This is a genomic window from Conexibacter sp. DBS9H8, assembly GCF_023330685.1.
Lineage (GTDB): Bacteria > Actinomycetota > Thermoleophilia > Solirubrobacterales > Solirubrobacteraceae > Palsa-465.
The window spans coordinates 401841-428609 of the sequence record NZ_CP097128.1; the positions used below are offsets into that span (position 1 = coordinate 401841).

Below are 26769 nucleotides of genomic sequence, written 5' to 3' on the forward strand. Positions count from 1 at the left end.
TCAGGCGGCCGCGGCGAAACGGCGCAGCGCGACCCGGGCGAGCCCACCGAAGGCGAGCGCGAGACCGAGCAGGTGGACGAGGGTGAGGGCGAGGCCGCTCCCGCCGCCGGTGAGCGCGGCCGCGGTCGCGCCGAGCGCGGCCTTGAACGGGAACAGGAACGAGATGACGGCGACGGCGTTCCCGAGCCCGGTGGAGATCGCACTCGGCGGGATGAGAGCGAGGAAGGCGACGGGCAGGCCGACGAGGATCGCCAGTAGGGAGGCGGCAGCCACCTCCCGGGCGACGGCGCCGAGGGCGACGCCGAGGGCCGCGAAGGCGAGCCCGGCGACGAGCAGGACGAGCACCCACAGCTCGACGCGGCCCCAGCTGAGGGGCACGAACACCGACACCACCGCGCTCATCACGAACGTCACGGCGGCGGCGGCGGCGGCGGCGAGCAGCAGCTTGGCCACCAGCAGCAGGACAGGTCCGGCCGGCCCGCGGACGAGCCGCGCGTACACCTGCTCGCTGCGCTCGAGCGCAAGCAGGGAGGCGGCGAGGAGCATCGCGAGGAACAGTTCGGAGACGGTGACGGCGATCGCGACCGCGTAGGCGGCCGTCGGGGTGCGGACCGCCGTCAGCGAGGTGCGCGCCACCGTGAGCGGGTTCTGCAGCTGTCCGAGCACGGGGGAGGCGAAGCTCAGCCCCTCGATCGCGATGTCGGCGAAGCTGACGACCCGGCGCAGCGGCGGCCCGAGGCGCCCGCCAAGCGCGGTCCGGCTCAACTGCGGAATCGCTCCGGCGACGATCCTGCGCGCCCGCGAGAGGCCGAGCAGATCGACGTTCGCGCCGGCGAAGCTGAGCTGGCCGCCCGCGACGACGGTGTGCAGGTCGGTGAGGGCTGTGGCGAGCAGCGCCTTGGCGATCGCCGCCTGCACCTGATCGATCCGGGTCTGGATCTGGGCGCTGACGAGATCCCGCTCGATCGGGTTGGCGTTGTCGAGGATCAGCCGGACCGTCGGGGTGCCGACCCCGTTGCGGACGAGGCTCTCGACCTGGGCGACGATGTCGGCCGGCACGATGATCGCCGCCTCCGTCACTCCGTTGCGGACATCAGCGGTCGCCGCGGCGACGGACGGGACCCGGACGGGTGTGATCGAGCCGGACAACTCACGGGTGTAGGCGCCGATGTCGATTGCGGTGCCGCCGAGCTGCACCCGGCCGTGGCCGGCCGGGACGCCGGTGTAGACGGCGACCCGGGCCCGGGGGGTGGGGGCGCCGAGGGCGAGGCCGATGATCAGTGCGAGCGCGACCGGGTAGAGGACGAGGATCCCCACCAGCAGCGGGGAACGGCGCAGGATCGCAAGATCCTTGATCATCACCCAGCCGAGCACACGACCGCGCGACCTCATACCAGCCGCCCGTCGACCATCTCGAGCACCCGGTCGGGGCGCTGGCCGGCCTCCTCCATGTCGTGGGTGGAGAACAGCACCGCCGTCCCCGTCGCGACGAACCGGTGGATGAAGCCCCACAGGCGCTCGCGCTGAAGCGGGTCAAGCGCGGCCGTCGGCTCGTCGAGGAGAAGCGCCGCCGGAGCACCGAGCAGCCCGATGCCGACGTTGACCCGCTGGCGGTTGCCACCTGAGAGTCGCCCGACCGGCTCGGCGCGGCGCTCGCCGAGCTCCATCTGCTCGATCATCGCGGCGACGGCCGCCTCCGCGTCGGGCACCGCCTCGAGCCGAGCGAAGAAGCGGAGGTTCTCGGCGACCGACAGGCGGCTGTAGACCGCCCCGATTTGGGGGACCCAGCCGACCCGCCCGTGCGTCACCGCCGCACCGGTGGTCGGCGCCAGCACGCCGGCGAGCATCGACAACAACGTCGTCTTACCCGCGCCGTTGGGGCCGATCAGCGCGACGAGCTCGCCCCGCTCGAGGGCGAGGGAGACGCCGTCCACCGCCCGGCGCGCGCCGTAGTCGTAGACGAGGTCGATGGCGGTGATGACGGGCATCAGCGCGGCGGCGCCGGGGGGAGTCGGGCCCAGGGCTCGAGGGCGAGGTGGTCACGTAGGTACAGCGCGGTCTGGCGGATCACCGTCGCAACCGGGAGGGCGACGAGCGCTCCGGCGATCCCCCACAGCTGGTCACCGACGAGCAGGGCGACGATGACGAGGATCGGGTTGATCCGCAGGGAGATCCGGAACACCTGGGGGGCGACGAGGTGCCCCTCGAGCTGCTGGAGGACGATGAAGACGATCAGCACCCAGAGGGCCGACAGCGGGTCGCTGAACAGGGCGACCGCGAGCGGCGGGATCGCCCCGATGATCGGCCCGACGTAGGGGACGAACTCCATCAGCCCGTAGAAGGCGCCGAAGAAGAGGGCAAAGCGGGCACCGTCGGGGAAGATGCCGAGCGTGCCGAACAACCACATCACCGCCGCGACGGAGGCTCCCATGATCAGCGTGAACAGGAGCTGGCCGCGGACGTAGCCGGTGAGCGCCCGCTGGACGAGCAGCGGGAAGTCGTCGGCGGCCGTGCCGCTGCCGGGGGGCATCACCCGGCGCACGAGCTCCCCGATCGGGCGGGCGTAGACAAGCAGGTAGATCGACAGGACGAGGGTGAGCAGCCCGTCGATCGACAGCGTGAAAAGGGTGGTGAGAACGGATTTGGAAAAGGAGACGATCGAGTTGGACTGCTTGAGCACCTGTTTCTGCAGGGTGTCGAGGGCGGTCTGGCCCTGGCGACGCAGGTGCACCTTGATCCCGCGGTGGTCGAGCCAGGTCTGGATCGCGTTGAGTTCGCGGTTCGCCTTCTTGGTGAGGGCGGGGACGTTGTTGGCGAAGTGGTTGATCTCCCCGGCCACCGGGTTGAAGATGATCACCGCGATGACGGCGAACAGCACGAGCACGCTCAGGTAGGCGGCGGCGATCGCGAGGCCGCGCGGCATCCGCCGGGAGAACCGTTTCACGAGCGGGTTGAGGATGAGCGCGATCACCGCCGCGATGACGATGATCGGCACGACCGGCCCGGAGGCCCGGGCGAGCGCGTAGAGCCCGAGCAGCGCGAGGGGCAGCAGCACCGCCTGGATCCAGCGGGGGACGATGACCCGCTCGACCCCCGGCGCGGGATGGGGCACGAGCCCGGCCGGATCGTCCGCGGCCGCGACCGGGTCGCCCACGGCGGCGGTCGGGTCCGCCGAATCGCGCTCCGGCGCGGCCGGTTCACCGGCTCGCCCGGCAGGCGGGCCGGTGAGAGAGGGGTCGGGAAGCCTTGTCGCCACGAACCTGGAAGTATCCCCGCGTGGCCAGCGAATGCCTTCCCGGTCTGCGAATTCTCTTCATCGGTGACGTCGTCGGCGGGATCGGACGCCGGACGCTGCACGCGCTCCTGCCCGCACTGCGCGAGCGCCACGGCATCACCTTCACCGTCGTCAACGGCGAGAACAGCGCCGGCGGGGTCGGGATCACGCCGAAGATCGCACGGGAGTTCCTCGCCGCCGGAGTCGACGTGATCACCCTCGGCAACCACACCTACCACCAGCGTGAGATCTACCCCTACCTCGATGAGGAGCCGCGGATCCTGCGCCCGGTCAACTTCCTGCGCAGCCAGCCCGGGCACGGGTTCACCGTCGTCGAGCGGGACGGGGTCCGCCTCGGGGTGCTCAACATCTCGACGAACCTGTACATGGACCTCGCGCTGCCGATGTTCGCGGAGGCCGACGCGGCGCTCTATGCCATGCGGGAGAAGACCGACCACATCCTCGTCGACGTGCACGGAGAGGCGACGTCGGAGAAGATCGGCCTCGGCTGGCATCTCGACGGCCGGGTCACCGCCGTCGTCGGCACCCACACCCACGTGCCGACCAACGACTTCCGGGTCCTGCCCGGCGGCACCGCCTACATCACCGACGTCGGCATGACCGGCCCGCGCGGCGGCGTTCTCGGGGTCGTCAAGGAGCTCGCGATCCAGTCGATGCAGACGCGGATGCCCGCGCGCTTTGTCACCTCAGAGGTCGATCCGTGGCTCAACGGCGTGGTGATCGAGACGGGGTCTGAGCCCCACCGGGCGGCCGCGATCACACCGGTGCTGGAGCCCGCGCCCGCCTCGGTGACCGGCCGCTGACGCGCTCGGAGCCGATCACGCTCTCGATCGTCGGGTGGACGAGCACGAGGGCGACGATGACGAGCGGGAAGAACCAGACGATGTACAGGTAGAACCAGTAGGTGAGGCTGCACTCGACGGCGATCATCAGCGCGCCGCCGAGGGCGGCGACCTGCACGAGGCTGCGTCGCCCGCGCGGGAACACCATCACGAGGAAGGCGGCGAGCACGGTGAGGCCCTGCCAGATCCGCTGCTCGACGATCAGCTTCGAGGTGACCCCGCCGAAGGTGTCGCCCCACAGGCCCCACACCGAGAACGGTGCCGGGCGGGACGTCTGGTAGGTGATCGTGTCGGTCCAGAAGTAGCTGAGGTCGTGGTTGAGCAGGACCGGGGCCATCGCCACCGCGAGGGTGATGACAAAGCCGGCGAGGTAGAGCGCGCCGCGGCGCAGACCGGCCCGGCCCCGCCAGCTGCCCCACTCCCCGGTGCCGCGGAGCATCAGCGGCCCGAGCACGAGCGGGGCGAACTTCGTCAGCCCGGCGAGGGCGAGCATGATCCCGCGCGCCGGCGCGGAGGTGACCACGAGCAGGGTGGCGACGATCCCCAGCGCGACGAGCGAGTCGTTGGAGTTGGAGGAGAGGACGTACAGCGTGAACGGGTAGGCCGCCCACAGGTAGGCGAGCACCACCCCGAAGCCCGGCCCGCGAACGCGGCGGCCGAGCAGGAACAGGCCGACCATCGTCAACAGGTCAAAGGCGATCGCCGCCGCGTGGGAGGCCGGCAGACCGTCCCACACGCCGCTCCAGCCGAGCGCGGCGACCGCCGGCACGTAGCTGAGGTAGTTGACCGGACCGTAGGTGTCGCCCGCCCCGTTGCTGTTGGGCCAGCAGTCGTTCGTCGCGACGGTCACCGCGCCACAGGTCGCGCTGCTCGGATCGCCGTAGAGCTTCTGGCCGTGCAGGAGCTTGTAGCCGCCGATCGTCCCCGCATAGCCGACGTCGATCACGTTCGAGTCGGTGACGTTGAGCCCGACCCGGAAACCGACGAGGAAGACGATCAGCACCGCCAGCCACGGGGTCGGGATGAGCACCCGGAGCGGCTCGCGGGGCCGCCCGATGCCGAACCCGAGCAGCCCGAGGCGGACCATCAGGTACGCCATGAACGGGTAGACGGTCGGGACCGACAGCCCGAGGTCGGCGTGGTTGAAGAAGGCGAGGGAGATCGAGAAGCCGAGCAGGACGAGGAGGTCGAGGTGCCACAGGGTCGGCCGCCGCCGCCACGGGATGAACGGAAGGACGAAGAACAGGCAGATCGGCAGCCAGATCCACGGATGGTTGACGACGCGACCGAACGCGCCCGGGTAGCCGCGGGCCATCGTCCAGGCGACCTGGTAGCCCGTCCAGGCCTGGGAGACCTGACCCGTCGCGTCGACGACGTAGACCTGGATCTCCTCCCACTGGGGGTGGGAGCGGATCTTCGGGGAGGTGAACCAGCTCACCTGCCAGACCCCACCCCCGCGGGTGTAGACGTAGGGGACGAGGGTCTTGGGCATCTTCGCCAGCTGCGAGTGGACGTACGGGTTCGCCCGGGCGATCGCGAGCACCTGGTTCCCGGTGAGCCGGTAGCCCGGGGGCGGGACGGACATCGAGGCGACGAGTGTCGGCGTGCCCGGCGGGGCTGACTGGGGGGTCTCCCCCGGCGGCGCCCACGCCGACGCCCCGGCCGGCAGCGCGAGCGCGAGGACGAGGACGAGGACGCCCCCGAGCAGGAGGGCGAGGACGCGCGGGCGGCGCGCGGGCCGCCTGAGATGACCGGTCCGCGCGGGGAGCGGCCGGTTCAGGCCTTGAAGCTCCACAGCTTCTGGGCGACGAACGAGAACGGCGTCGCGATCACGTAGGCGAGCGCGTTGGCCGGAACCTTGTCCAGCCCGGTGCTCGCGACGAGGCCGAGGTAGATGCAGTAGGCGAGTCCGGCGACGAGCAGCGACACGAGCAGGAAGCGGACCCCCTGCTTGCCGATGTGGTGGTGCTTGGCGTCGAAGGTCCAGTTGCGGTTCCACCAGAAGTTGTTCGCCGTGCCGAACAGGGAGGCGATCCAGAAGGCGACGGTGTGCTCGATCCCGAGCACGTGCAGGAGGAGGGCGAAGGCGATGTTGTTGACGACGTAGCCGGAGCCGCCGACGCAGAGGAACCGGAACGCCTGGCGGTGGTTGTTCGGATGCCGGAGCGCATCGACGATCAGGTCGACGCGGGAGATCGTCGCCTCGGCGGCCGCCTCGACGGCCGGCACGGCGCTGACGGCGGGGAAGTCGAGGGTGCTGGTCATTTCGTCGGACACAGGACGGAATCTAGTTGCGGGATCTCAGCCTGAAATAAGGAAGCGCACACACTAACCCAGCACTAATCCGCGCCGAGCCGGTCCTGTGAGGAGAAATGATCGCACACGAGCGCGGTGATGTCCTGAAGCCTCCACGGTCGTCCAGCCGCCGGCGGCTGCCCGGCGAGGCCGCAGAAGGCGAGCGTCGCGAACGAGTCGCAGCGGTGCAGGGAGCCGTGGCTGCCCCCGCCGATGTGATCCTGTCCACCCCAGTCGGCGAACTCCCGGCCCGGGCCGGCGGAGGCGAGGACGTCTCCGGCGTGGGCGCAGTGCAGCGCCGACCAGACGCGTCCGAGGGCGTCGGGATAGTCGGGCGTCACGAGCGTGCCCGCGTCGATGGTGGCCCCGAGCACGGCGAGGTCGCCGCTCACCCGCCAGCCGCGGCCGTGGCGGTCGACGACACCGCTCCCGGGCGCGAAGGCGAGCCGCCCACCCGCGCCGCCCTCGCCGGCGCCGGCGATGACCGCCTCCTCACCCTCCTGCCACATGATCAGGTCGACCCCGTCAAGGCCGGCGAGCGTCTCCACGCTCGCGGCGATCAGCTCCTCGCGCCGCGGCTCGTCGAGGACGTAGACCTGGGCCGAGCGCATCGAGGGACAGACCGCGAGCTCGCCGGGGGTGGCCAGGGGCCCGCTCTCCCAGCGCAGGCCGGGCTCGCGGACGGTGTCGAGCACCGAGTCGCGCAACCGTCGTGGGGTGGCGACCGAGAACCCGGCGAACGCCTCGAGGATCGGGATGCTCGCCGTGATCTCCGTCTGGGCGTGATCGGAGCAGACGATCACCGCGTTGGTGGCGAGGAACCGGTCCGTCCCGCCGGCGGCGTCCATCAGCCGCTGGAGCTGGCGGTCGGCGGCGGCGATCGAGCTCACCTGCGCGGCGGGACCGTCCCGGTGGGAGACCGCGTCGTTGTCGGGCAGGCTGAAGAGGAGGAAGTCGTACAGGTCGTGGGCGGCGAGGTAGGCCCCGACACAGCCGGTGTGCTGGTCACGGATTCCCGGCATCCCGAGCTGGCTGCGACAGCCCGTCCGGCGGCTCGCGTACAGGTCGGCGTAGAACAGCTCGCGCGGGCCCTGCACCGGCTTGGTGAACACGGTCGAGCCGACGATCTTGGCGAGGGCGCCCTCATCGGAGACCTGGTGGGTGTGCCGGCCCCGGTAGATGAGGTAGGTCGTGCCGGCCGTCCGCACGCCCGCGTCGTCGAGGCGCTCGAACACGGTCGCCACCTCCCGGGAGAGGTGCTCGGCGTTCATCCGGTAGACGGTGTCGGTGAGCGAGCGCAGGACGCCGTGGCGCCGGGAGGCGGTGAAGGAGGAGCCGTATTCGACGTAGCGGTGCTCGCCCCGGTGAAACCAGTTCATCGCCGGGATCCCGTGCTCGGCCGGACCGGCGCCGGTCGTGATCGTCGCCGCGCAGACGGGGGTGACCGACGGGAACGGAGCGACGCACTCGGGGATGTAGGTCCCCTCGGCGAGGATCCGCCCGAGCGCCGGAGCCTGCCCCTGGGCGATCGCCTCCTCGAGCATCGCCGGGACCATCGCGTCAACGACGACGAGGACGAGCTTCTTGAGGCCCCCTGCGACGGGCCGGCTCATGCGAGAGGGCCGGAACCGCTCATCTGAGGATGCGCAGGCCTGCGTACTTCTGGGCCTCGCGGCCCCGCCCGGTGAACCAGATCCCGGCGAGGCCGAGCAGCACGACGATCCCGGCCGGCGGGGCGACGGCGGAGAGGAGCGCGGCAAGCAGCGCGGCCCCCTCGGCGATCAGTGGCACCCCGAGGGCGGCCGCCTCGGCGTCGAGGCGCCCGCGCAGCCGACGCAGGAACGGGCGGGCGGCGAGCACCCCGGCACCAGCGCACAGCACGCCGCCGACGAGGCCCGGCCAGACCGCGTCATGCTGGTGGGCGAGCAGCCCACCGAACACGATCGCGCCGACCGCCGCCCCGAACAGCCCGCTCAGCCACACCCCGCGCCCCTCGTCGAGGAGGGCGCCGCGCCGCGAGGCCTCGAGCGCGATCAGGACGACCGCGGCGAGGGCGACGACGATCAGGAACGGGGCCTTCCCGACGAACGCGAAGCTCGAGTGGTTGAAGTGGACTCCGAAGTCGGCGAGACCGAGCAGCCCGGCGACGAGGCCGGGGAGGAACGGGCGGATCCCCGCCGCGGCGGCGATCCCGATGCCGGAGAAGATGTCGAAGAGCAGATGCACGGTCCTGTACCGTCGGGGAGGTGACGATATCTGAGGACGGTAACCGAGGTCCGCTTCGGTCGCGCCCCCGCTCGACCGCCCGGGAACTCGAGCGCTACGGCGCCCTGTTCGCCGAGCGGACGAAGGTGATGCGGTCCTCGGCGATGCGCGACCTGATGGCCCTCACCGAACGGGCCGACGTCATCTCCCTCGCCGGGGGCCTTCCCGACACGACGACCTTTCCGGCCGACTCCTACGCCTCCCTGATGGGAACCGTCGCCGCCCAGTCCTGTGCGCGGGCCCTCCAGTACGGGCCGACGGAGGGGCTCGCGGCGGTGAAGCGCTGCGTCGCGGCGGTGATGGCCGCGGAGGGGGCGATCGTCGACCCCGGCGAGGTGCTCATCACGACCGGCGGCCAGCAGGTGATCGACCTCGTCTGCAAGACCCTGCTGGACCCGGGGGACATCGTCATCGCCGAGGCGCCGACCTACCCGGGCGCGGTCCCGACGTTCTGCTCCTATGAGGCCGAGGTGATCCAGATCCCCCTCGACCGGGACGGGATGCGCACCGATCTGCTCACCGAGACGCTCGACCGCCTCGACGCGCACGGGCGCCGGCCGAAGTTCATCTACACGATCCCGAACTTCCATAATCCCGCCGGGGTCACCCTGTCGCTCGAGCGCCGCCACGCGCTCGTCGCTCTCGCCGCCGAGCGGGAGATCCTCATCCTCGAGGACAACCCCTACGGCCTGCTCCGTTACGAAGGAGACGCGCTGCCGACCCTGTTCAGCCTCGAGCGCGACTTCGTCATCTACGCCTCGACGTTCTCGAAGATCCTCTCGCCAGGTGTCCGTCTCGGCTGGACGGTCGCCCCGGCCCCGGTGATGGCGAAGCTCAACATCGGCAAGCAGGCCTCGGACCTGTGCTCCTCGAGCATCTCCCAGTACTTCGTCTCCGCCTACTTCGACTCCGGGCCATGGGAGGACTACGTCCGCTCGCTCGTCGGGATCTACCGCCTGCGCCGCGACGTGATGCTCGACGCGCTCGCCGAGCACCTGCCCCGGGAGGCGGCGTGGACCCACCCCCGGGGCGGCCTGTTCATCTGGGTGACCCTGCCCGACTACATCGACACGACCGACCTGCTCGCCCGTGCTCTCGAGGAGCGGGTCGCCTTCGTCCCCGGCCGCGCCGCCTACCTCGACGGCCGCGGCGGATCGGAGCTGCGACTCAACTTCTCCGGGGTCGGCGAGGAGGAGATCCGCGAGGGGGTCCGGCGGATCGGCGAGGTCGTCCGTGAACAGGTCGCCCTGTATGGCACCCTCACGGGCGTCCCGGCGGTGCCGGCCTCCCAGAGCGCTCCGGCCCCGGCGGGGTCGCTCGGCGGCCGGCTGACCGGCTCGGCCGCCTCCCCGGGAGCGCCAGGTGCTCCGGCGGAGGCCGCCCTCGCCCCCGTCGTCTCGCTCCGGCGCACACGGGCGTGAGCCACGTCGCCGTCCTCAAGGGGGGACGCTCACTCGAGCGCCAGGTGTCGCTGAAGTCCGCTGCCCGGGTCGAGGAGTCCCTGCGCCGCCTCGGCCACCGTGTGAGCGCGATCGACGTCGGCGCCGATCTCGTCACGCAGCTGACCGCATCCGCCCCGGATCTCGCCTTCATCGTCCTGCACGGCCGCGACGGCGAGGACGGGACCGTCCAGGAGCTGCTCGACGTCCTCGGCGTCCCCTACACCGGCTCGCGCGCGTCGGCGTGCGCGGTCGCCGGGGACAAGGTGGCGGCCAAGCGGGCGCTCCGCCGAGCCGGCCTCCCGACGCCGGCGTTCTTCGCCTTCACCGAGGGGGCGTTCCAGGCGCTCGGAGCCGGTCAGGCCCTCGGCGCGCTCGAGCGCCACCTCGGGTTCCCGATCGTCGTCAAGCCGGCCGCCCAGGGGTCCGCGCTCGGCATTCGCTTCGCGCACTCCGCGGCCGAGCTGCCGACCGCCCTGATCGCTGCCTTCTCCTACGACCGCACCGTCCTGCTCGAGCGGTTCATCGCCGGGCGGGACCTTGCCGTCGGGATCATCGACGGAGCCGACGGCGGTCAGGCGCTGCCGGTCGTCGAAGCGCTCCCGGAGGCCGGACCGGACCGGCCGGGGACCGCCTATGACTACGAGTCGCGGTACGAGATCGGCCGTACCCGCTTCTGCTGCCCGGCGGAGCTGCCCGACGCGCTGGCCGAGCGGGCCCAGGAGATCGCCCTGGCGGTGTACCGCGAACTCGGCTGCGGGGGCTTCGGCCGCGTCGACCTGATGCTCGAGGAGGCAACCGGGGAGCTGGCGGTGCTCGAGCTCAACCCGATCCCGGGCCTCACGGAGACGAGCCTGCTTCCGATCGCCGCGGACGCGGCCGGGGTCGGCTTTGACGAGCTCGTCGAAACGATCCTCGCCGCGGTGTGGGCGCCCGCCTGACGCGAAGCCGGACCCGCCGGGACGGGCCTCAGGTGACGGCGTGACCGGCTCAGGCGAGGTCGGCGACGAGCACCGGCATCCGGGCGAGCGCCCGCACGGCGATCGGCGGCAGGGTCTCGGTCGCCTCGGTGAGGATCCGCGGGTTGGCGAACCCGAACCGGCGGCCGCGCCGGATCATCTCCCCGCCCCCGGCCGCCTGCAGATTCTTGACCCACTGCGCAGTCGCCGAGTACGGGAGCGGGATCGCGACCTTGCCGTCGTAGAGCTGGGCGATCACCGGCGTGGTGAACACGCGGCGGCTGCGGCGTCCGACGTGGACGACGACGGCGAGCGGCGGCAGGTAGGGGGCGTAGATCCCCTGCACCCGGTTGGTGACCCGGAGGTTGAAGGCCGGCAGCCAGGCCGGCATCAGCGAGCGGTTGGCGTCGACGGGCCGGCGGGGGGAGGGGGCCGGCGCCACCGGACTCACTCCCCGAGGAAGTCGTCGGGCTTGACGCTGTCGAGGAAGTCCTTGAACTTCTCGACGACCTCCTCGGTGTCCTCGACGTCGTGTTCGAACTCGATCGCCGACTCGGCGATCACCTCGTCTGCGGCGAAGATCGGGGCACCGGAGCGAACCGCGAGCGCGAGGGCATCCGAGGGCCGTGAGTCGATCTCCACGTCGCGGCCGGCCGTCCGCAGCGAGATGGAGGCGTAGAAGGTGTTCTCGCGCAGCTCGGTCACCGACACGCGCGTGCACTCGACCTCCAGCTCCCCGAGTACCTCTGCGAGCAGGTCATGGGTCATCGGGCGCGGGGTCGAGGCCCCCTGCAGTTTCATCAGGATTGCCGCCGCCTCCGGGTGGCCGATCCAGATCGGCAGGAACTTGTTGGAATCGACCGCCTTGAGCAGCACGATCGGCTGCTTGCCGACCATGTCGAAACTGACGCCGTAGATCACCATCTCCTGCACGTGTGGCTCCTGACTTAGGTTCGGCCAGTATACGTTTGGACCACCGTGCGTTCAGAGGCTTCGGACACCTTCACCCTCGGGCTCGTCGCGACTCGCGACGCCCTGCGCGACTGGTCGCGCACCCCGGGCCGGGTGATCGGACGCTGGTGTGCCGGGGCGAGCCTCGCCGCCGGCCTCCTGCTCGTGGGAACCCTGATCGTCGCCGAGGTCTCGCCGGGGACCCGGGCGATCGACCTGTCGGTCCCACCGGTGAGCACCGGAGGAACCGGGTATGTGCTCACCATCCTCGGGCACAACCTGCTCGTCCTCGCCCTCCACGTCTTCGCCTGTGTCGCCGGGTTCATCGCCGGGTCGAGCGTCCCCGCGACCGCGCAGTGCCTCCGTGGTCTCGAGCGCGTCGTGCACGAGTACGGGGGCCGGCTGGCCATCGGGTTCGTCGCCCTCGCCACGCTGTTCTCCCTCGCCAACCAGGTCGTCGATCTCGGCAGCTCAGCCGCCGGGGTCGCCCACGAGCTGCACACGAGCCCCGCCCTGCTGTTGCTCGCCCTGCTGCCCCACGCCGCCCCGGAGCTGCTCGCGCTGTTCCTTCCGCTCGCCGCGTGGGTGCTCGCCAGCCGCCGCGGCGAGTGGGATCAGCTCCTGGCGGCCGCGCTCGTGACGACGGTGATCGCCGTGCCGATCCTCGTCGCCGCCGCCTCCTGGGAGACCTACGGCGCGCCGCTGCTCATCCGGCTGCTCACCGGGCACTGACGCGACGGCCGGGCGACCCGCCGCACGACCGCGACCACTGTGAGGCGCCTCACAGGCGACGCAACCAAATGTCACGGCAGTGTAGGTATGTATATGACTGAGGCATTCCTCCCCATCATCATCGTGATCGCGGTCATCGGAGTCGGCGTGTCGATGACCCGCCTCGCCTGGCCGTTCTCGGTCGCCGAGAGCCTCGGACGGACCGGGGCGTGGTTCCACCACGAGGACATGGACCCGCCCGAGGCCCAGCCGGACCCCCACCGCAACGACCCGGCGATCATCCACCGTCGCCTGCGCGGGCGCCCCTGAGCGATCGACGCTGCGTGGGGCGGCGGCCGGCCGCCGCCCCCGACCGTAGTCTCGGCTCGGTGAGCGGATCTGACCCCGAGCCGCCGGCCTCGCGCTACCCGCCGCCCGGCCGCGTCGAGCCCCAGTGGCCGCCGCTGGTGACGGTGGCGGCTGCGATCATCCTCCAGTTCCTCCTCCCCGACCGGCTCGACGCCGGGCCCAGGTGGTTGCTCCCCGCCCTCGAGGGGGTCGTCCTGATCGGCCTCCTCGCCGCCTCCCCGTCCCGCATCACCGGACACAACGTGCGGCGGCGGCGGGTGTCGCTCGTCCTCGTCGGCTTCGTCTCGGCCGCCAACGCGGTCGCGCTCGTCCTCCTCGCCCAGCTCCTCCTCCACCACCAGGTCAACAACGGCCACCAGCTGATCATCGCCGGGGCGCTCATCTGGCTCACCAACGTGCTCATCTTCGCGCTCTGGTACTGGGAGCTCGACCGCGGTGGGCCGGGCGTCCGCGCGGAGGGCGCCGACGGCCCGCCCGACTTCCTCTTCCCCCAGATGGCCTCCGACAGCCCGGCCCCGCTGTGGCGGCCCCAGTTCGCCGACTACCTGTACGTCTCGCTCACCAACGCGACAGCCTTCTCACCGACCGACACGATGCCCCTCAGCGTCCCCGCGAAGCTGATCATGGGCCTCCAGTCGCTCGTCTCCCTCGTCGTGATCGGGCTCGTCATCTCCCGGGCGGTCAACATCCTCTAGACGACGGGGTACCCCGCCTGGACCGTTGCGGTCCTTCCCTCGAGAGACGGTGCCGGCCCGGCGGTCCAATATCCTTCCGAGACGATGAGCAAGATGTCCGCCTCCAGTGGCCGCCCGTTCGCGGTCGCGATCGTCGGCTCGGGGCCGGCCGGCTTCTACGCGGCCGGACAACTGCTCGCCAGCGCCGCCCCGGAGGTGACCGTCGACGTCTATGACCGGCTCGCGACCCCGTGGGGGCTCGTGCGCTTCGGGGTCGCCCCCGACCACCCGAAGATCAAGTCGGTCACGCGGGTGTTCGAGAAGACCGCGCTGAAGCCCGGTTTCCGCTTCCTCGGCAACGTCGAGATCGGCGTCGATGTCTCCCATGACCAGCTCGCCGCCGCCTATGACGCGGTCCTCTACGCGGTCGGCACACCGGCGGACCGCCGGCTCGGGATCCCCGGGGAGGATCTCCCCGGGTCGGTCGCCGCGACCGAGTTCGTCGCCTGGTACAACGGCCACCCCGACTACGCCGACCTTGACTTCGACCTCAGCGCGGAGCGCGCCATCGTCATCGGCAACGGCAACGTCGCCCTCGACGTCGCCCGGATGCTCGCGCTCTCCCCGCACGAGCTCGCGGTCACCGACACCGCCGACCATGCGATCGCCGCGCTCGCCGCCTCGGAGATCTCCGAGATCGTCGTCCTCGGCCGCCGTGGCCCGGCCCAGGCAGCCTTCACCAACCCGGAGCTGCGCGAACTCGGGGAACTCGAGCTCGCCGACGTGATCGTCGACCCGGCGGAGGCGGAGCTCGACCCGGTGTCCGCCGCCGGGCTCGAAGCCGCCGACCAAACGGTGCGCGCGAACGTCAAGACGATCGCCGAGTACGCCGCCCGCACCCCGGCGGGCAAGCCCCGCCGGGTGATCCTGCGCTTCCTCACCTCCCCGGTCGCGATCGAGGGCGACGGCCGGGTGGAGGCGGTGAGACTCGCCCGTAACGTGCTCGAGGCCGGACCGGACGGGAGCGTCCGCGCCCGCAGCACCGACAGCCACGAACGGATCGAGGCCGGTATCGTCCTGCGCTCGGTCGGCTACATCGGCACGCCGCTGCCGGGCGTCCCCTTCGATCACGACCACATGCGGATCCTCAACCGGGACGGGCGCGTGCTCGATCCCGTCAGCGGCGAGCCGCTCCCCGGCGTCTACACGGCCGGGTGGGTCAAGCGCGGCCCCTCCGGGGTGATCGGGACCAACAAGAAGTGCGCGAATGAGACGGTCGCCCACGTCCTCAGCGACGCCGCCGCCGGCGCGCTGCCAGCCCCGAGCTCGACCCCGGACGCCCTCATCGGGCAGCTCCGCGACACCGGCGTGAAGATCGTGGAATACCACGGCTGGGCGGCGATCGACGCCCACGAGCGGGCCCTCGGCGAGCCGCACGGACGCCCGCGGGTCAAGCTCGTCCGGCGCGCCGAGCAGCTCGCGATCGCCCTCGGGGAGGCACTCAGCCACAGCGGTTGAGGGGAGCCCTCCACCTGGGGGGAGCGTATACGCACGGGCTCGCCCGCTGATCGGGCCGCGACCCCAGCCTGCCCGTGGCGAGCGGGGAGGGCCGGGATCGGAGGGGAGGGCGTCAGCCTGGGGAGGCGGTGAGGACCGCGCCGCGGTGGCGGGTCAGCACGGCGGCGGTGAGGAGCAGGCAGGCCCCGAGCAGCAGGGTGACCGTCGCGTCCCCGGCGAGCCGGGCGAGCGCCCCGCCGCCCCCTGAGCCGAGGATCTGCCCGGTGGCCCAGGCGACGTTCATCAGCCCGGCGCCGAGGGCCTGGTCGAGACCGACGCCCTCGGAGAGGTCGGCGAGCAGGGCCATCACCGGCGTCCAGGCACCGCCGAGGCCGGCGGTGCTCAGGGCGATCACGGCGACCAGCGCCACCGCGCTCGGCGCGGCGCTGAAGCAGGCGATCGCGGCCCCGGCGACGCTGAAGGCGACGATCAGCGGCGCGAGGCGCCCGCGGCGATCCGAGACGACCCCGACGCCACTGGACGTCGCCGTCTCGAGGATCGAGGCGCCGATGAACGTCGCGCCGATCACGCCGGCGCCGGCCCCGAGAGCATGGAGCCGCAGGGAGCCGAGGACGGTCAGGGAGCCGGCCGCCATCGCCGGGAGCGCCATCATCCACAGGGCGCCCCGGCCGAGCGGCCGGCCCAGGAGGGAGCCGATCGCCCGGCGGGGCGACACGATCGGATCAGAGGGGTCGGGCTCGAGCCGGCGTGCGGGAGCGCGGACGAGCCAGGTCGCGAGGACCAGGACGAGGGCGAGGGTGGCGAGGGCGATGAACAGCGCCGCGCGGCCGGTGGCCGAAGCGAGGGCGCCGACGGCCGGGCCCGCGACGCTGCCGGCGATCGCCGCCGACACGGCCTGGCCGATCACCGTACCCCGGCGCGCGGCCGGGGCGGCGAGGACGAGCCAGGCGACGCCGCCGTCCCAGGAGAACGCGCCGCCGACCCCCTCGCAGAAGCGAGCGGTGTCAAGTCCGAGGGTCGAGTGCAGCAGGGCGAAGGCGACGGTCGAGGCGAACAGCAGCCCGAGCCCGATGCTGAGGGCGACGCGCGGACCGAGGGCGACGGCAAGATATCCGCCCGGCAGCGAGGCGAGCAGCATCCCCGCCGCATAACAGGCGGTGAGCACGCCGGCGCCGAGCTTGGAGAGGTGGAGCGCGTGGCTGAGCTGGGGCAGGAGGGGGGCGACGACCGCGTAGAAGGTCGTGTCGATCAGCACGGCCGCCCCGACGAGGAGGACGAGCCGGCGCAGCTCGCGCGGGTCGGCGCCGTCGCTGCCGACGGCCTGCGGTGTCGAGGCGGCGGCCACCTCAGGGGTGGGCGAGGGCGAACTCCCGCGCGCGGGTCGCGCTCGCGAGCAGGAGACCGAGGAACCGGTCGAGCGTCTCCGCGTCAAGCTGGGCGAGGGGCAGCTCGCCGCTGACGAACACCTCACCGGCGAGGTTCTCACAGAAGCACACGAACGGCGCCTGGCGGTTCCAGTAGAGGAGCTGGTGGGGATCGATGACGCCGGCCGGCAGGACGGCCGCCTGGGCGCGCAGCAACGCGCCGCGGAGCGCCACCCCGAGATGGAGCGGGTAGCCGGCCGCCTCGAGCCGGATCCCCCACTCTCCCGGCGCGGGGGCGCTCACCTCGGCGTCGAGGGAGTCGATGAACCCGGCCACCCGGGCGGCGTCTCCAGCGTGATCGGACATCTCGGATCTTCCCTTCGGTCGCCGTGGGGTCACCGCGGCGGCGGGAGCCTACATCATCACCGGTGGACCGGAGGCGGCGTTCTCGGGCCGGTGTTTTGGCAGGAACAGGCTTGCGATGAAGGCCGCGCCGATCAGGGCGAGCGCCCACCAGAACGTCGAGCCGAACGCGGCCGCCATCGGGGCAGCAACCCGTGCCCGCACGGCGGCGCTGAGCTGCTCGCCCGCGCCGGTGGCGTGGCCGCCGAGCCGGTGGGTGATCGCGGCGGCGAGCAGGACGGTGAGGATGGCGGTGCCGATCGAGGCGCCCGCCTGCTGGATGATGTTGAGCAGGGCCGAGGCCCGGGCGGCGGCGGCGGCAGTGATCGTCTGGATCGCGCCGGTGAAGATCGGCATCATCGTCAGCCCCATCCCGATCCCGTTGATGAACAGGTCGATCTCGAGCTTCCAGTAGGCGGTGTGGGCACCGACCCCGGTGAGCCAGAGGACCGACGCCCCGATCAGGATGAGGCCGAAGGGAACGATCCGCCCCGATCCGGTCTTGTCGGAGAGGATGCCGGCGATCGGCATCATCAGCATCGAGCCGAGGCCCTGGGGGATCAGGAGCAGGCCGCTGTGGAGCGCCGACTCGCCCCGCACCTCCTGGAGGTAGAGGGGCAGCAGGAGGAAGGAGCCGAACACGCTGACGACCATCAGCGCGAGCGCGACGCTCGAGGCCGAGAACACCCGGTTGCGGAACAGACGCAGATCGATGAGCGGGTTTGTGGCCCGGAGCGCGTGGGCGACGAAGGCGATCAGGAGCAGGACGCCGACCCCGATCGGGATGAGGACCTTGGCCTGGCCGAACCCGCCGGGATCGGATTTGGCCAGGCCGTAGATGAGCAACGCGAGCCCGGGTGAGGCGAGGAGAAGGTCGATCAGGTCGAGGCGCTCCTCAAGCGCGGCGACGTCACGGGGCAGGACGCGGAAGGCGGCGATGAGGGCGATCACGCCGAGCGGTGCGTTGATGAAGAAGATCCAGCGCCAGGAGACGTCGGAGACGAGCCAGCCGCCGATGACGGGCCCGAGGATCGGGCCGAGCAGCATCGGGACGCCGATGATCGCCATCACCCGGCCGATCCGGTGCGGGCCGGCCGCGCGCGTGAGGATCGTCATCCCGGCGGGCATGATCATCCCGCCGCCGAGACCCTGAAGCACCCGGAAGACGATGATCTCGGTCGAGGACTGGGCGAGTCCCGACAGGGCCGAGCCGATCACGAACAGGGCAATCGAACTCATGTACAGCCGTTTGGTGCCGAAGCGGTCCGCGATCCAGCCGCTGAGCGGGATCACCGTGGCGAGCGCGAGGGTGTAGCCCGTCGCCACCCACTGGATCGTCGGAAGGGTCGTGTGGAACGTCTGAGCGAGGGTGTTGATCGCGACGTTGACGACGGTGGTGTCGAGGATCGACATCACCGTGCCGAGCACGACGACCCCGGCGACGGTGAGGAGCGCCCGGTCGATCCGACCGTCGTTCAGGAATCCCTCCGGACGGCCGGCGTCGGGAGCCAGAGTCGTCTCATCAGCGGTGGTCGCCATTTGATTAGGAACCTTAGCAATCGGGTGTGGCCAGCCGGTGAGATGAGCGTCACAGAGAACTGATCCGGTGGACGCCCACCCGCGTATAGGGCCTGAGATCAACGGTTCGGATCAACCGGCGGCGGGTTCAGGCACACTTGGCCGGTGCCAGACTCCTCGACGCCGGTGGACGGTTCGCTGCCGACAAAGCCCACCTTAGGCGTATCAATGTTCATCGCTGGCCCGCGGGGACGCCGTCCCCGACACACCCAAATGCCGGACGAGGAACTGATGGACCTCGTGCGCGACGGTGACACCCGCGCGTTCGAGGTGATCTTCGACCGGCACGGCAACGTCGCCTTCTCCCTCGCCTACCGGATGTGCGGACGCCGGGCCCTTGCCGAGGACATCGTCCAGGAGGCGTTCACCTCCCTGTGGCGCAGCGGCGCCCGCTATGACCGGACGCGCGGCAGCGTGCGGTCCTGGGTTCTCTCGGCCGTCCACAACCGGGCGATCGACGCGTTCCGGCGCGACTCGATCCGGGAGGGCAAGAACGTGCCCGACGACGGTCTCACCGAGCGGCTGGAAGGGCCGACCCGGACCGCGGAGGAGGTCGAGCGCCGCGACGAGGCCCGCCGGGTGCGCGAAGCGCTCGGCGCCCTGCCGGGAGACCAGCGCAAGGTGATCGAGCTCGCCTACTTCGGTGGCTTCAGCCACTCCGAGATCGCCGAACTTCTCGGCCTCCCCGCAGGCACCGTCAAGGGGCGGATGCGGCTCGGGCTCGCCAAGCTCAAGGTCGCTCTCACCGATCCCGTGAGCCTATAATCGTGTTAGGGATCGATTGAGATGTCAGAGACATTTTCGTGCCCCGGGGACGCCCCCGCCTACGCGCTCGGCGCGCTCGATGACGCCGAGCTCGCGGCCTTCACCCGCCATCTCCGCGCCTGCAGCGTCTGCCGTGAGGAGGTCGAGAGCTTCGAGGCGCTCGTCCACGTCCTCCCGATGTCCGTGCCCCAGTACCAGGCGCCCCGGGGGCTGCGTCGCGCCGTGATGGCTGAGGTGCGCGCCGACGCACGCACCCGCCGGGCTGCGGCACGCCCGCCGGTGACGGCGCGCACTCCGCTCACGCGCCCGAGCCTCCCGGGCTTCCGCGCCGGGTGGGTCGGGGCGGCCGTCGCCGTCGTGCTCGTCCTCGCGGTCATCACCGTCGGACTGACGGCCGGGGGCACCCGGCACATCGGCGCACGGATGTACGCCGCCTCGGTCGGGTCCGGTGAGGTGATCCTCAGCCGCAGCGACAACCAACTCGTCGTCCACCATCTCGCGCCCCTCGGGCCGGGCCGGACCTATGAGGTGTGGCTCAAGCGGGCCACCGGCAGCCCGCAGCCGACGAGCGTCCTCTTCAACGTTTCGGCTTCCGGGGACGGCGCGGTCGACCTGCCGAGCGGGCTCGGTGGCGTCACTGAGGTGATGGTCACCCAGGAGCCGGCGGGCGGCACCGCCCGGCCGACCTCCCAGCCGGTCCTCATCACCCACCTCAGCTGACCCGCCGCGGGCGGGTCCGCGTGTCCGGTCCCGGTGTGGTGACCCTCGCGGCTGTGCAGCCCGTCGGGGTGCGGAGGTCAACCGAGCCGTGCCCGCACGGCCACGCAGATGAACGCAATCCGTGTCCGGTCGGTCGGGGTCACTGATCCGTCCGGGCCGGGAGTGCGAACAGAACAGTGAAGGTCAATCAACGAACGGAGTACACCATGGGACTTGAAAACCCGATTCACCTCGCCCTCTTGCTGATGGTTCTGCTGCTCGTCTTCGGCGCCAAGCGCCTGCCTGAGATGGGTCGCTCACTCGGCGACGGCCTGCGCGGCTTCAAGGAAGCCGTCAGTGGCCAGGCCCCCGCTCACACCCTCACCGCCGCTGACATGGTCACCCCCGAACCGGCGACCATCGCCCCCGTCATCGTCTCCCAGCCCGCCGAGTAGCGGTTTCGCGCTCCGCTCGCTGACGGACTGACACCACCTCACCATGCCGGTCCGGACCACAGTCAGGACGGCGCTCTCGAGCGTCGCCCACGACCAAACCCTGAGCGTCGTCGACCATCTCGACGAGCTGCGCACCCGCCTGATCGTCTCCCTCGCCGTCCTCGGGGTCGCCTTCGGGCTCTGCTTCTGGCAGAACCACGCGCTGCTCAACCTGATCAACGCACCGCTCGCCCACGAGACCCAGCGGGAGGTGCGGTCCGGGCAGGGCCCGCTGGGCGCCACCTACACGGTGCAGCGCAGCGCGCGCGACGTCGCCGTGCAGGTCCGCAGCCTCACCGGTGCGCTCAGCGGTCTGCACAATGCACAGCTCAACACCGCCCTTGGCGGGATCGACCGTGCCCTCGGCCGTGATGTGCGGCGCCTGTCGGCCCCGCCGTCGGGCAACAAGCCGGTCACCCTCGGTATCGGTGAGCCGTTCAACACGACGATCGGTGTGTCACTCATCTTCGCCCTGATCCTCGCCTTGCCGGTCCTGCTGTTACAGGTGTACGGCTTCTTCACCCCCGCGTTGGAGAGCGCTCAGCGACGACGGATGCGTCCGGTCCTCGTCGCGACCCCGCTGCTGTTCGTCGCGGGTGTCGTCTTCGGCTACGTCGTCGTCCTCCCGGCCGCCGTCCACTTTCTTCAGAACTTCAACAGCGCCCAGTTCAACGTGCTCGTGCAGGCGAGCCAGTACTACCACTTCGCCGCCACGGTCCTGCTCGCCATGGGCCTCGTGTTCGAGGTTCCGGTCGCGATCGTCGCGCTCACCCAGTCGGGGGCGGTCACCCCGACCCAACTGCGCGGTGGACGCAAGTTCGCCGTGGCCGCCTGCGCCGCCGTCGCCGCCTTCCTTCCCGGAGACGCGGTCACGATGCTGCTCGAAACCGTCCCGCTCTACCTTCTCTTCGAGCTCGGCGTGTTCATCGCCGCGGTGATCGACCGTCGCAGCGCCCGGGCGACGGCCCGGACCGTCGCCGCCGAGACGGCCGCCGTCCCCCTCACCTGATCCCCAACCACGTCCCGCGAGAACGATCCCCCGATGAACATCGCCGTCGTCGGAGCCGGCGTGTCCGGCCTGGTCGCCGCCCTGCTGCTGAGCGAGGACCATGAGGTCACCGTGTTTGAGGCGGCCGCCCATCCGGGCGGGCACACCAACACCGTCGAGGTGGAGACCGAGCGGGGGCGCTGGGCGGTCGACACCGGGTTCATCGTCTTCAACGACCGCAACTACCCGAACTTCGAGCGGTTGCTCGCGCGGCTCGGGGTGGGCAGCCAACCCTCGGACATGAGCTTCAGCGTCGCCGACCCGGACGGGCGCTTCGAGTACTCCTCCACCTCGCTGCGCGGGCTCTACGCAACGCCGGCGAACCGGCGGGACCCGCGCTTTCACCGGATGGTCCTCGAGGTCCCCCGCTTCCAGCGCGTCTGCCGGCGCCTGCTGGCCTCCGGCGCGAACCCCGGACGGTCGCTGACCGCCCTCCTCGCCGACGAGGGGTTCTCAGACTTCTTCATCACGCGGCTGATCGTCCCCCAGGCCGCCGCCGTATGGTCGGCTGACCCCGCTGACATGGATCGCTTCCCGGCCCGCTTCCTCGCTGAGTTCTTCGCCAACCACGGGATGCTCTCGCTCACCCACCGGCCGCAGTGGTCGACCGTCCGGGGCGGGTCCCGCAGCTACGTGCGGGCGATCTGTGAACGGCTCGGGGACCGCGTGCGCCTGCGCAGCCCGGTGACGGCGATCCGGCGCGTGCCGGACGGGGTCACGGTGAGCACCGCCGGGCGCACCGAGACCGAACCCTTTGATGAGGTCGTCATCGCCACCCACTCGGACCAGGCCCTCGCACTTTTGGCCGACCCCACCCCCCGGGAGCAGGAGTTGCTCTCAGCGGTGCCCTATCAGCCCAATGAGGCGGTCCTGCACACCGACACGTCTCTGCTGCCACGCCACCGCCAGGCGTGGGCCAGCTGGAACTACCATCTCCTCGACCCACCGGCCCCACGAGCGGCGGTCACCTACCACATGAACCGACTGCAGTCACTGACCGCCGACCGCGAGTTCTGCGTGACCCTCAACCACAGTGACGCGATCGACCCGGAGCTGGTCATCGCCCGGTTCTCCTACGCCCACCCGATCTACACGCCCGCCGGGATCGCCGCCCAGGCGCGCGTCGGCGAGATCAGCGGGGTCAATCACACCCACTACTGCGGCGCCTACTGGGGCTGGGGGTTCCATGAGGACGGCGTCCTCAGCGCCCTCCGGGTCACCGAGCGGTTCGGAGCCAGGCTGTGAGCGCGAGCGCGATCTACACAGGGACCGTCGCCCATCGTCGCCTGGCCGTGCGGGCGAACGCGTTCCGCTACCCGGTCTCCTACGTCTACCTCGACCTCGACGAACTGCCGACCCTGTTGGGTGGGCGGCTGCTGCGCCGGCGGCCGGGACCATGGCGCTTTCACCGCTCCGACTACCTCGGTCCGACCGACCTCCCGCTCGCCGTCGCCGTCCGTGATCGGGTTGCTGCGCTCACCGACGTCCGCCCCGAAGGCCCGGTCCGCCTGCTCACCCAGCTGCGCTGCTTCGGGGTCCACTTCAACCCGCTCAACCTCTACTACTGCTTCACCCCGGATGGGTCCGACCTGCAGGCAGTGCTCGCCGAGGTGACGAACACACCCTGGCGTGAACGGCACACGTATGCGCTCGGCCCGTGGGAGGCGGCGGCCGGACCCGTCCACGCCACGGTCGTCCCCAAGGCACTGCACGTCTCACCGTTCCTGCCGATGGATCTCACCTACGACATCCGCCTCACCGCCCCGGCCGAGACGCTGTCGGTGCACATCGGCTGTGAACGGGCCGGGGCGGTCGCGTTCGAGGCGACGCTCGGCCTGACACGGTCGGCGCTGAGCCCGGCCGGCCTGGCCGGACTGATCCGGCGCGACCCGTTTGGTCCGCTGAAAACCCTGCGGCGCATCTACCGCCACGGTGTGGCGCTGAAGGTGCGCGGCGTTCCCGTCCACCCCCATCCCAGCCGAGGAGTCGCGTGACCCCCCGATCCGCTCCGCCCGGCGCGTCCGCGCCGCCACCCCCACCCGGCCCGACCGGCGGCGACCGTGCCGCGCGCGCGCTCGGCCTCGCCATGCTCAGGCTCACCCGGTCGGGCACGGTGACGGTGCGCGAGGCGGGCCTCGAGCACCGCTTTGGCCGCGGCGAGCCGCACGCGACGGTCACCGTCACCGACCCTCGCTTCTGGCGGGCGCTGCTGCACGGCAGCATCGGCCTGGCCGACGCCTACGCCGACGGGTACTTCGAGACCGATCACCTCGTTGAGATGATCCGCGTCGCAGCCCTCAACGGACCGCGACTCGACGGGCCGCGACGGCTGGTTGCGCCTCTGCGCGTCCCGATGCAGCTCGTCCGCGAGTATTCGCGACCCCTGACCCGAGAGCGCAACCGGCGGGAGATCTCCGCCCACTACGACCTCGGCAACGACCTGTTCGCGCTGATGCTCGACCCGACGCTCAGCTACAGCTGTGCGATCTTTGCGACCCCCGAGGCGACTCTGGAGGACGCTCAGATCGCCAAGCTCGAGCACATCTGTGACCGCCTCCAGCTCACCCCCGACGATCACCTGCTCGAGATCGGCACTGGCTGGGGCGGGCTGGCCATCTACGCCGCCCAGACCCGTGGGTGCCGGGTGACGACGGCGACGATCTCTGTGGAACAGCACCGTTACGCGCGCGAACGCGTCGCCGAACTCGGGCTTGACCGGCTCGTGGAAGTCGTCTTCTGCGACTACCGTGACCTTCAGGGCCGCTACGACAAGCTCGTCTCGGTCGAGATGATCGAGGCGGTCGGCTGGCGCAACATCGGCCGCTACCTGCGCAAGTGCGCGAGCCTGCTCACCCCGGACGGGGTGATGCTGTTGCAGGCGATCACGATCGATGACCGCGCCTACGCAGTCGAGAAGGCCTCCAAGTCGTTCATCAAGTCCTACATCTTCCCCGGGGGCTGCCTGCCGTCGGTGTCGGTGCTCACCCGGTCTCTCGCCCGCCGCACCGATCTCCAGGTGGCCGGGATCGACGACATCACCGTCCATTACGTCGAAACCCTCCGGCGCTGGCGGATCAACCTTGACGCCGCCGAGGCGGAGCTCGAGCGCCTCGGTTATGACGTCCGCTTCCGGAGGATCTGGCAGCTCTATCTCGCCTACTGCGAGGCGGGCTTTGCCGAGCGGCGGATCCAGGACCTCCAGTTGCTGCTCGCCAAGCCGGGCTATCGGCCCGCCACGCAGACCGTGCCCGCTGCGGCCTCCGGTCAAGCGTACGTCGGAGCGCACCGGTGAGCGCGCTGCGCTACCGCGCCCTCGACGCCGCCCTCGGCGCCGGCGCGATCCCCGACCCGGTCCTGCGGGCCGGGTCGCGCTGGGGCGCCGACCAGCGGGAGGCACGCGAGCTGCGCGGCGGCGTCGACGCCCAGGAGGAGCGACTGGCCGCGCTGCTGGAACGGATGCGCAGCGGACCGATCGCCGAGGTGCCCGAGAAGGCCAACGAGCAGCACTACGAGCTGCCGCCGCGGTTCTTCGAACTCATCCTCGGCCCGCGACGCAAGTACTCGGGCTGCCTGTGGGCGCCGGGCGTCGGCACGCTCGCCGACGCGGAGGAGGAGATGCTCGCCCTCAGCTGCTCCCGGGCGGGCGTGCGCGACGGCATGCGCATCCTCGATCTCGGCTGCGGGTGGGGTTCGCTGTCGCTGTGGCTCGCCGAGCAGTACCCGCAGGCGGAGATCACCGCCGTCTCCAACTCGGCCCCTCAACGGGAGTCGATCGAGGCGAGGGCGGCCGCGCTCGGCCTCGCCAACCTGACGGTGATCACCGCGGATGTGAACACCTTCGTCCCGCCGATGGTCGGTTTTGACCGGGTGATGTCGATCGAGATGTTCGAGCACATGCGGAACTGGCGGAAGCTGCTCGCCCGGATCGCCGGTTGGCTTGCCCCGGACGGACGGCTGTTCGTCCACGTCTTCTCCCACCGCCAGGTGCCGTACCTGTTCGAGGGCACCTGGGCGGCCGAGCGGTTCTTCACCGCCGGGCTGATGCCGAGCCACGAGCTGATCCACCACTTCCCGGAGGACCTGCTTGTCGAGCAACGCTGGGCGGTCCCCGGCACCCACTACGCCCGGACGCTCGAGGCGTGGCTCGAGCGGCTCGATGCCCACCGCAGCGAACTGCTCGACGTGCTCGTCAGAGCCGGACACAGCCGGGCGAGCGCCCGGGCGCTACTGGGCGGCTGGCGGCTGTTTCTCATCTCAACCGCCGAGATCTGGGCCTCCGGGGACGGCAACCGGTGGATGGTCAGCCACTACCGCCTGGCACCCCGCGGTGGCCACGGAACGAACCCGGAGGTCCGCTCGACGTAGTCGACGTAACCGGGCCGGCGCTCGGCGATGTCACGTTCGAGCACCGGCTTGCCGGACCCGCGAGCGAGCAGCCCCGTCATCACAAGCGGGCCGGCCACCGTCCACAGCGGCGTGCCGGCGGCGAGCGCGACGAGCCACAGCCCCCACCACACACACGCGTCACCGAAGTAGTTCGGATGGCGCGTGTAGCGCCACAGGCCGCGGTCCATCACCGCCCCGCGGTTGGCGGGGTCGGCCTTGAACCGGCGCAGCTGCTCGTCCCCGACGGACTCGAAGCCGAACCCGAGCAGCCAGATCGCGACGCCGGGAACGGCGAGCCAGCTCAGCGCCGGGTGGCCTCCGGGGACACCTTCGATCGGGAGTGCAACGAGGGCGATCAGCACCCCTTGGAGGCCGAACACGATCCCGAGACTCTTGAGCCAGAAGGTGCGGGGCGCTTTGGCGCGCATCGCCGCGTAGCGACGGTCCTCCCCGGGTTCGGCGAGCTTGCGCCGGACGAGGTGGACGCCGAGCCGAACCCCCCAGACGAGCGTGAGGCCGGCGAGGACCCACAGGCCCGGGTGGGGGCTGGGACGGCTGAGCGCGGCCACGAGCGCGACGATCCCGAAGCTCGGACCCCACACCGGATCGACGATCGACACGTCCGCGGCGACGACGCTGAGGACCCAGGCCGACACCATGACTGCGAGGATCACCACGGCGAATACGAGCACGGGCATCTCAGGCCCCTTCCGGT

Annotated in this window: 28 protein-coding genes; 15 read left to right on the forward strand and 13 right to left on the reverse strand. The window is 71.2% G+C overall.

Annotated features, from left to right (window positions below; all coding sequences use genetic code 11):
- Genes M3M55_RS01915 through M3M55_RS01925 form a run of 3 tightly spaced genes read right to left on the reverse strand, consistent with a single transcriptional unit; the run spans position 1 to position 3256 of the window.
- Positions 1–1392 carry an ABC transporter permease gene (locus M3M55_RS01915; RefSeq protein ID WP_249011135.1) on the reverse strand — a complete coding sequence of 464 codons (1392 nt, stop codon included), beginning with the start codon at positions 1390–1392 and terminating at the stop codon, positions 1–3.
- Positions 1389–1988 (reverse strand): ABC transporter ATP-binding protein, encoded by a 600-nt coding sequence (locus M3M55_RS01920; protein ID WP_249011136.1) that lies wholly within the window; start codon positions 1986–1988, stop codon positions 1389–1391. Before M3M55_RS01920 ends, M3M55_RS01915 begins: the two co-directional genes overlap by 4 nt.
- Positions 1988–3256, reverse strand: coding sequence for an AI-2E family transporter (locus M3M55_RS01925; RefSeq protein WP_249011137.1), 1269 nt, complete (start codon positions 3254–3256; stop codon positions 1988–1990). The genes M3M55_RS01920 and M3M55_RS01925 overlap by 1 nt, the downstream gene beginning before the upstream one ends.
- Positions 3257–3276: 20 nt before the next feature.
- Here M3M55_RS01925 and M3M55_RS01930 point away from each other — a divergent pair, with 20 nt between their 5' ends.
- Positions 3277–4098, forward strand: coding sequence for a TIGR00282 family metallophosphoesterase (locus M3M55_RS01930; RefSeq protein ID WP_249011138.1), 822 nt, complete (start codon positions 3277–3279; stop codon positions 4096–4098).
- Here M3M55_RS01930 and M3M55_RS01935 read toward each other — a convergent pair.
- From M3M55_RS01935 to M3M55_RS01950, 4 genes are all read right to left on the reverse strand, one after another.
- Entirely contained in the window at positions 4052–5932 is a 1881-nt protein-coding gene (locus M3M55_RS01935) for a glycosyltransferase family 87 protein (RefSeq protein ID WP_249011139.1), read from the reverse strand. The two genes, M3M55_RS01930 and M3M55_RS01935, sit on opposite strands and share 47 nt — an antisense overlap.
- Positions 5914–6414 carry a GtrA family protein gene (locus tag M3M55_RS01940; RefSeq protein WP_249011140.1) on the reverse strand — a complete coding sequence of 167 codons (501 nt, stop codon included), beginning with the start codon at positions 6412–6414 and terminating at the stop codon, positions 5914–5916. Before M3M55_RS01940 ends, M3M55_RS01935 begins: the two co-directional genes overlap by 19 nt.
- A 62-nt stretch (positions 6415–6476) precedes the next feature.
- Positions 6477–8045, reverse strand: a complete 1569-nt coding sequence (locus tag M3M55_RS01945; protein WP_249011141.1) for an alkaline phosphatase family protein — start codon at positions 8043–8045, stop codon at positions 6477–6479.
- Positions 8046–8064: 19 nt separating this feature from the next.
- Positions 8065–8658, reverse strand: a complete 594-nt coding sequence (locus M3M55_RS01950; protein ID WP_249011142.1) for a DUF4126 family protein — start codon at positions 8656–8658, stop codon at positions 8065–8067.
- Between the two features lie 20 nt (positions 8659–8678).
- Here M3M55_RS01950 and M3M55_RS01955 point away from each other — a divergent pair, with 20 nt between their 5' ends.
- Both M3M55_RS01955 and M3M55_RS01960 read left to right on the forward strand, forming a co-directional pair.
- Positions 8679–10118 (forward strand): PLP-dependent aminotransferase family protein, encoded by a 1440-nt coding sequence (locus tag M3M55_RS01955; protein WP_249011143.1) that lies wholly within the window; start codon positions 8679–8681, stop codon positions 10116–10118.
- The gene (locus M3M55_RS01960; RefSeq protein WP_249011144.1) at positions 10115–11077 is read left to right on the forward strand and encodes a D-alanine--D-alanine ligase; all 963 of its coding nucleotides are present in this window, start codon (positions 10115–10117) and stop codon (positions 11075–11077) included. The genes M3M55_RS01955 and M3M55_RS01960 overlap by 4 nt, the downstream gene beginning before the upstream one ends.
- A gap of 49 nt (positions 11078–11126) precedes the next feature.
- On the opposite strand, the gene M3M55_RS01965 is transcribed toward M3M55_RS01960, so the two are convergent.
- A complete protein-coding gene (locus M3M55_RS01965) occupies positions 11127–11537 on the reverse strand; it encodes a hypothetical protein (RefSeq protein ID WP_249011145.1) in 411 nt (136 codons plus the stop codon).
- A 5-nt stretch (positions 11538–11542) separates the two neighbouring features.
- Complete coding sequence (locus tag M3M55_RS01970) at positions 11543–12019, reverse strand: bifunctional nuclease family protein (RefSeq protein WP_249012437.1); 477 nt, start codon at positions 12017–12019, stop codon at positions 11543–11545.
- A gap of 54 nt (positions 12020–12073) precedes the next feature.
- Here M3M55_RS01970 and M3M55_RS01975 point away from each other — a divergent pair, with 54 nt between their 5' ends.
- The 4 genes from M3M55_RS01975 to M3M55_RS01990 all read left to right on the forward strand — a co-directional run bounded on the left by M3M55_RS01975 (position 12074) and on the right by M3M55_RS01990 (position 15318).
- Entirely contained in the window at positions 12074–12778 is a 705-nt protein-coding gene (locus M3M55_RS01975) for a stage II sporulation protein M (protein ID WP_249011146.1), read from the forward strand.
- A gap of 93 nt (positions 12779–12871) precedes the next feature.
- Positions 12872–13087 carry a hypothetical protein gene (locus tag M3M55_RS01980; RefSeq protein WP_249011147.1) on the forward strand — a complete coding sequence of 72 codons (216 nt, stop codon included), beginning with the start codon at positions 12872–12874 and terminating at the stop codon, positions 13085–13087.
- Between the two features lie 59 nt (positions 13088–13146).
- On the forward strand, positions 13147–13821 hold the full coding sequence (locus M3M55_RS01985; protein ID WP_249011148.1) for a hypothetical protein: 675 nt from the start codon (positions 13147–13149) through the stop codon (positions 13819–13821).
- Between the two features lie 84 nt (positions 13822–13905).
- Entirely contained in the window at positions 13906–15318 is a 1413-nt protein-coding gene (locus M3M55_RS01990) for an FAD-dependent oxidoreductase (RefSeq protein ID WP_249011149.1), read from the forward strand.
- A 112-nt stretch (positions 15319–15430) separates the two neighbouring features.
- Here M3M55_RS01990 and M3M55_RS01995 read toward each other — a convergent pair whose 3' ends face one another.
- Genes M3M55_RS01995 through M3M55_RS02005 form a run of 3 tightly spaced genes read right to left on the reverse strand, consistent with a single transcriptional unit; the run spans position 15431 to position 18623 of the window.
- Positions 15431–16663 carry an MFS transporter gene (locus M3M55_RS01995; protein WP_249011150.1) on the reverse strand — a complete coding sequence of 411 codons (1233 nt, stop codon included), beginning with the start codon at positions 16661–16663 and terminating at the stop codon, positions 15431–15433.
- 1 nt (position 16664) lies between these two features.
- Positions 16665–17048: a hypothetical protein gene (locus tag M3M55_RS02000; protein WP_249011151.1), complete on the reverse strand. Its 384-nt coding sequence runs from the start codon at positions 17046–17048 to the stop codon at positions 16665–16667.
- Between the two features lie 48 nt (positions 17049–17096).
- Entirely contained in the window at positions 17097–18623 is a 1527-nt protein-coding gene (locus M3M55_RS02005; protein WP_249011152.1) for a DHA2 family efflux MFS transporter permease subunit, read from the reverse strand.
- 252 nt (positions 18624–18875) lie between these two features.
- Here M3M55_RS02005 and M3M55_RS02010 point away from each other — a divergent pair, with 252 nt between their 5' ends.
- From M3M55_RS02010 to M3M55_RS02045, 8 genes are all read left to right on the forward strand, one after another.
- Positions 18876–19427 carry an RNA polymerase sigma factor gene (locus M3M55_RS02010; RefSeq protein WP_249011153.1) on the forward strand — a complete coding sequence of 184 codons (552 nt, stop codon included), beginning with the start codon at positions 18876–18878 and terminating at the stop codon, positions 19425–19427.
- A 21-nt stretch (positions 19428–19448) separates the two neighbouring features.
- Positions 19449–20147, forward strand: a complete 699-nt coding sequence (locus M3M55_RS02015; protein WP_249011154.1) for an anti-sigma factor domain-containing protein — start codon at positions 19449–19451, stop codon at positions 20145–20147.
- A 206-nt stretch (positions 20148–20353) separates the two neighbouring features.
- Positions 20354–20581, forward strand: coding sequence for a twin-arginine translocase TatA/TatE family subunit (gene tatA / locus M3M55_RS02020; RefSeq protein WP_249011155.1), 228 nt, complete (start codon positions 20354–20356; stop codon positions 20579–20581).
- A 43-nt stretch (positions 20582–20624) separates the two neighbouring features.
- Complete coding sequence (gene tatC, locus M3M55_RS02025; RefSeq protein WP_249011156.1) at positions 20625–21629, forward strand: twin-arginine translocase subunit TatC; 1005 nt, start codon at positions 20625–20627, stop codon at positions 21627–21629.
- A gap of 33 nt (positions 21630–21662) precedes the next feature.
- On the forward strand, positions 21663–22913 hold the full coding sequence (locus tag M3M55_RS02030) for an NAD(P)/FAD-dependent oxidoreductase (protein ID WP_249011157.1): 1251 nt from the start codon (positions 21663–21665) through the stop codon (positions 22911–22913).
- Positions 22910–23662: a DUF1365 domain-containing protein gene (locus tag M3M55_RS02035; protein ID WP_249011158.1), complete on the forward strand. Its 753-nt coding sequence runs from the start codon at positions 22910–22912 to the stop codon at positions 23660–23662. The genes M3M55_RS02030 and M3M55_RS02035 overlap by 4 nt, the downstream gene beginning before the upstream one ends.
- Before the next feature lie 92 nt (positions 23663–23754).
- Positions 23755–24960, forward strand: a complete 1206-nt coding sequence (locus tag M3M55_RS02040; RefSeq protein ID WP_249011159.1) for a cyclopropane-fatty-acyl-phospholipid synthase family protein — start codon at positions 23755–23757, stop codon at positions 24958–24960.
- Positions 24957–26033, forward strand: a complete 1077-nt coding sequence (locus tag M3M55_RS02045) for a cyclopropane-fatty-acyl-phospholipid synthase family protein (RefSeq protein WP_249011160.1) — start codon at positions 24957–24959, stop codon at positions 26031–26033. The genes M3M55_RS02040 and M3M55_RS02045 overlap by 4 nt, the downstream gene beginning before the upstream one ends.
- Here M3M55_RS02045 and M3M55_RS02050 read toward each other — a convergent pair.
- Complete coding sequence (locus tag M3M55_RS02050) at positions 25976–26752, reverse strand: DUF1295 domain-containing protein (protein ID WP_249011161.1); 777 nt, start codon at positions 26750–26752, stop codon at positions 25976–25978. The two genes, M3M55_RS02045 and M3M55_RS02050, sit on opposite strands and share 58 nt — an antisense overlap.
- Between the last annotated feature and the right edge of the window lie 17 nt (positions 26753–26769).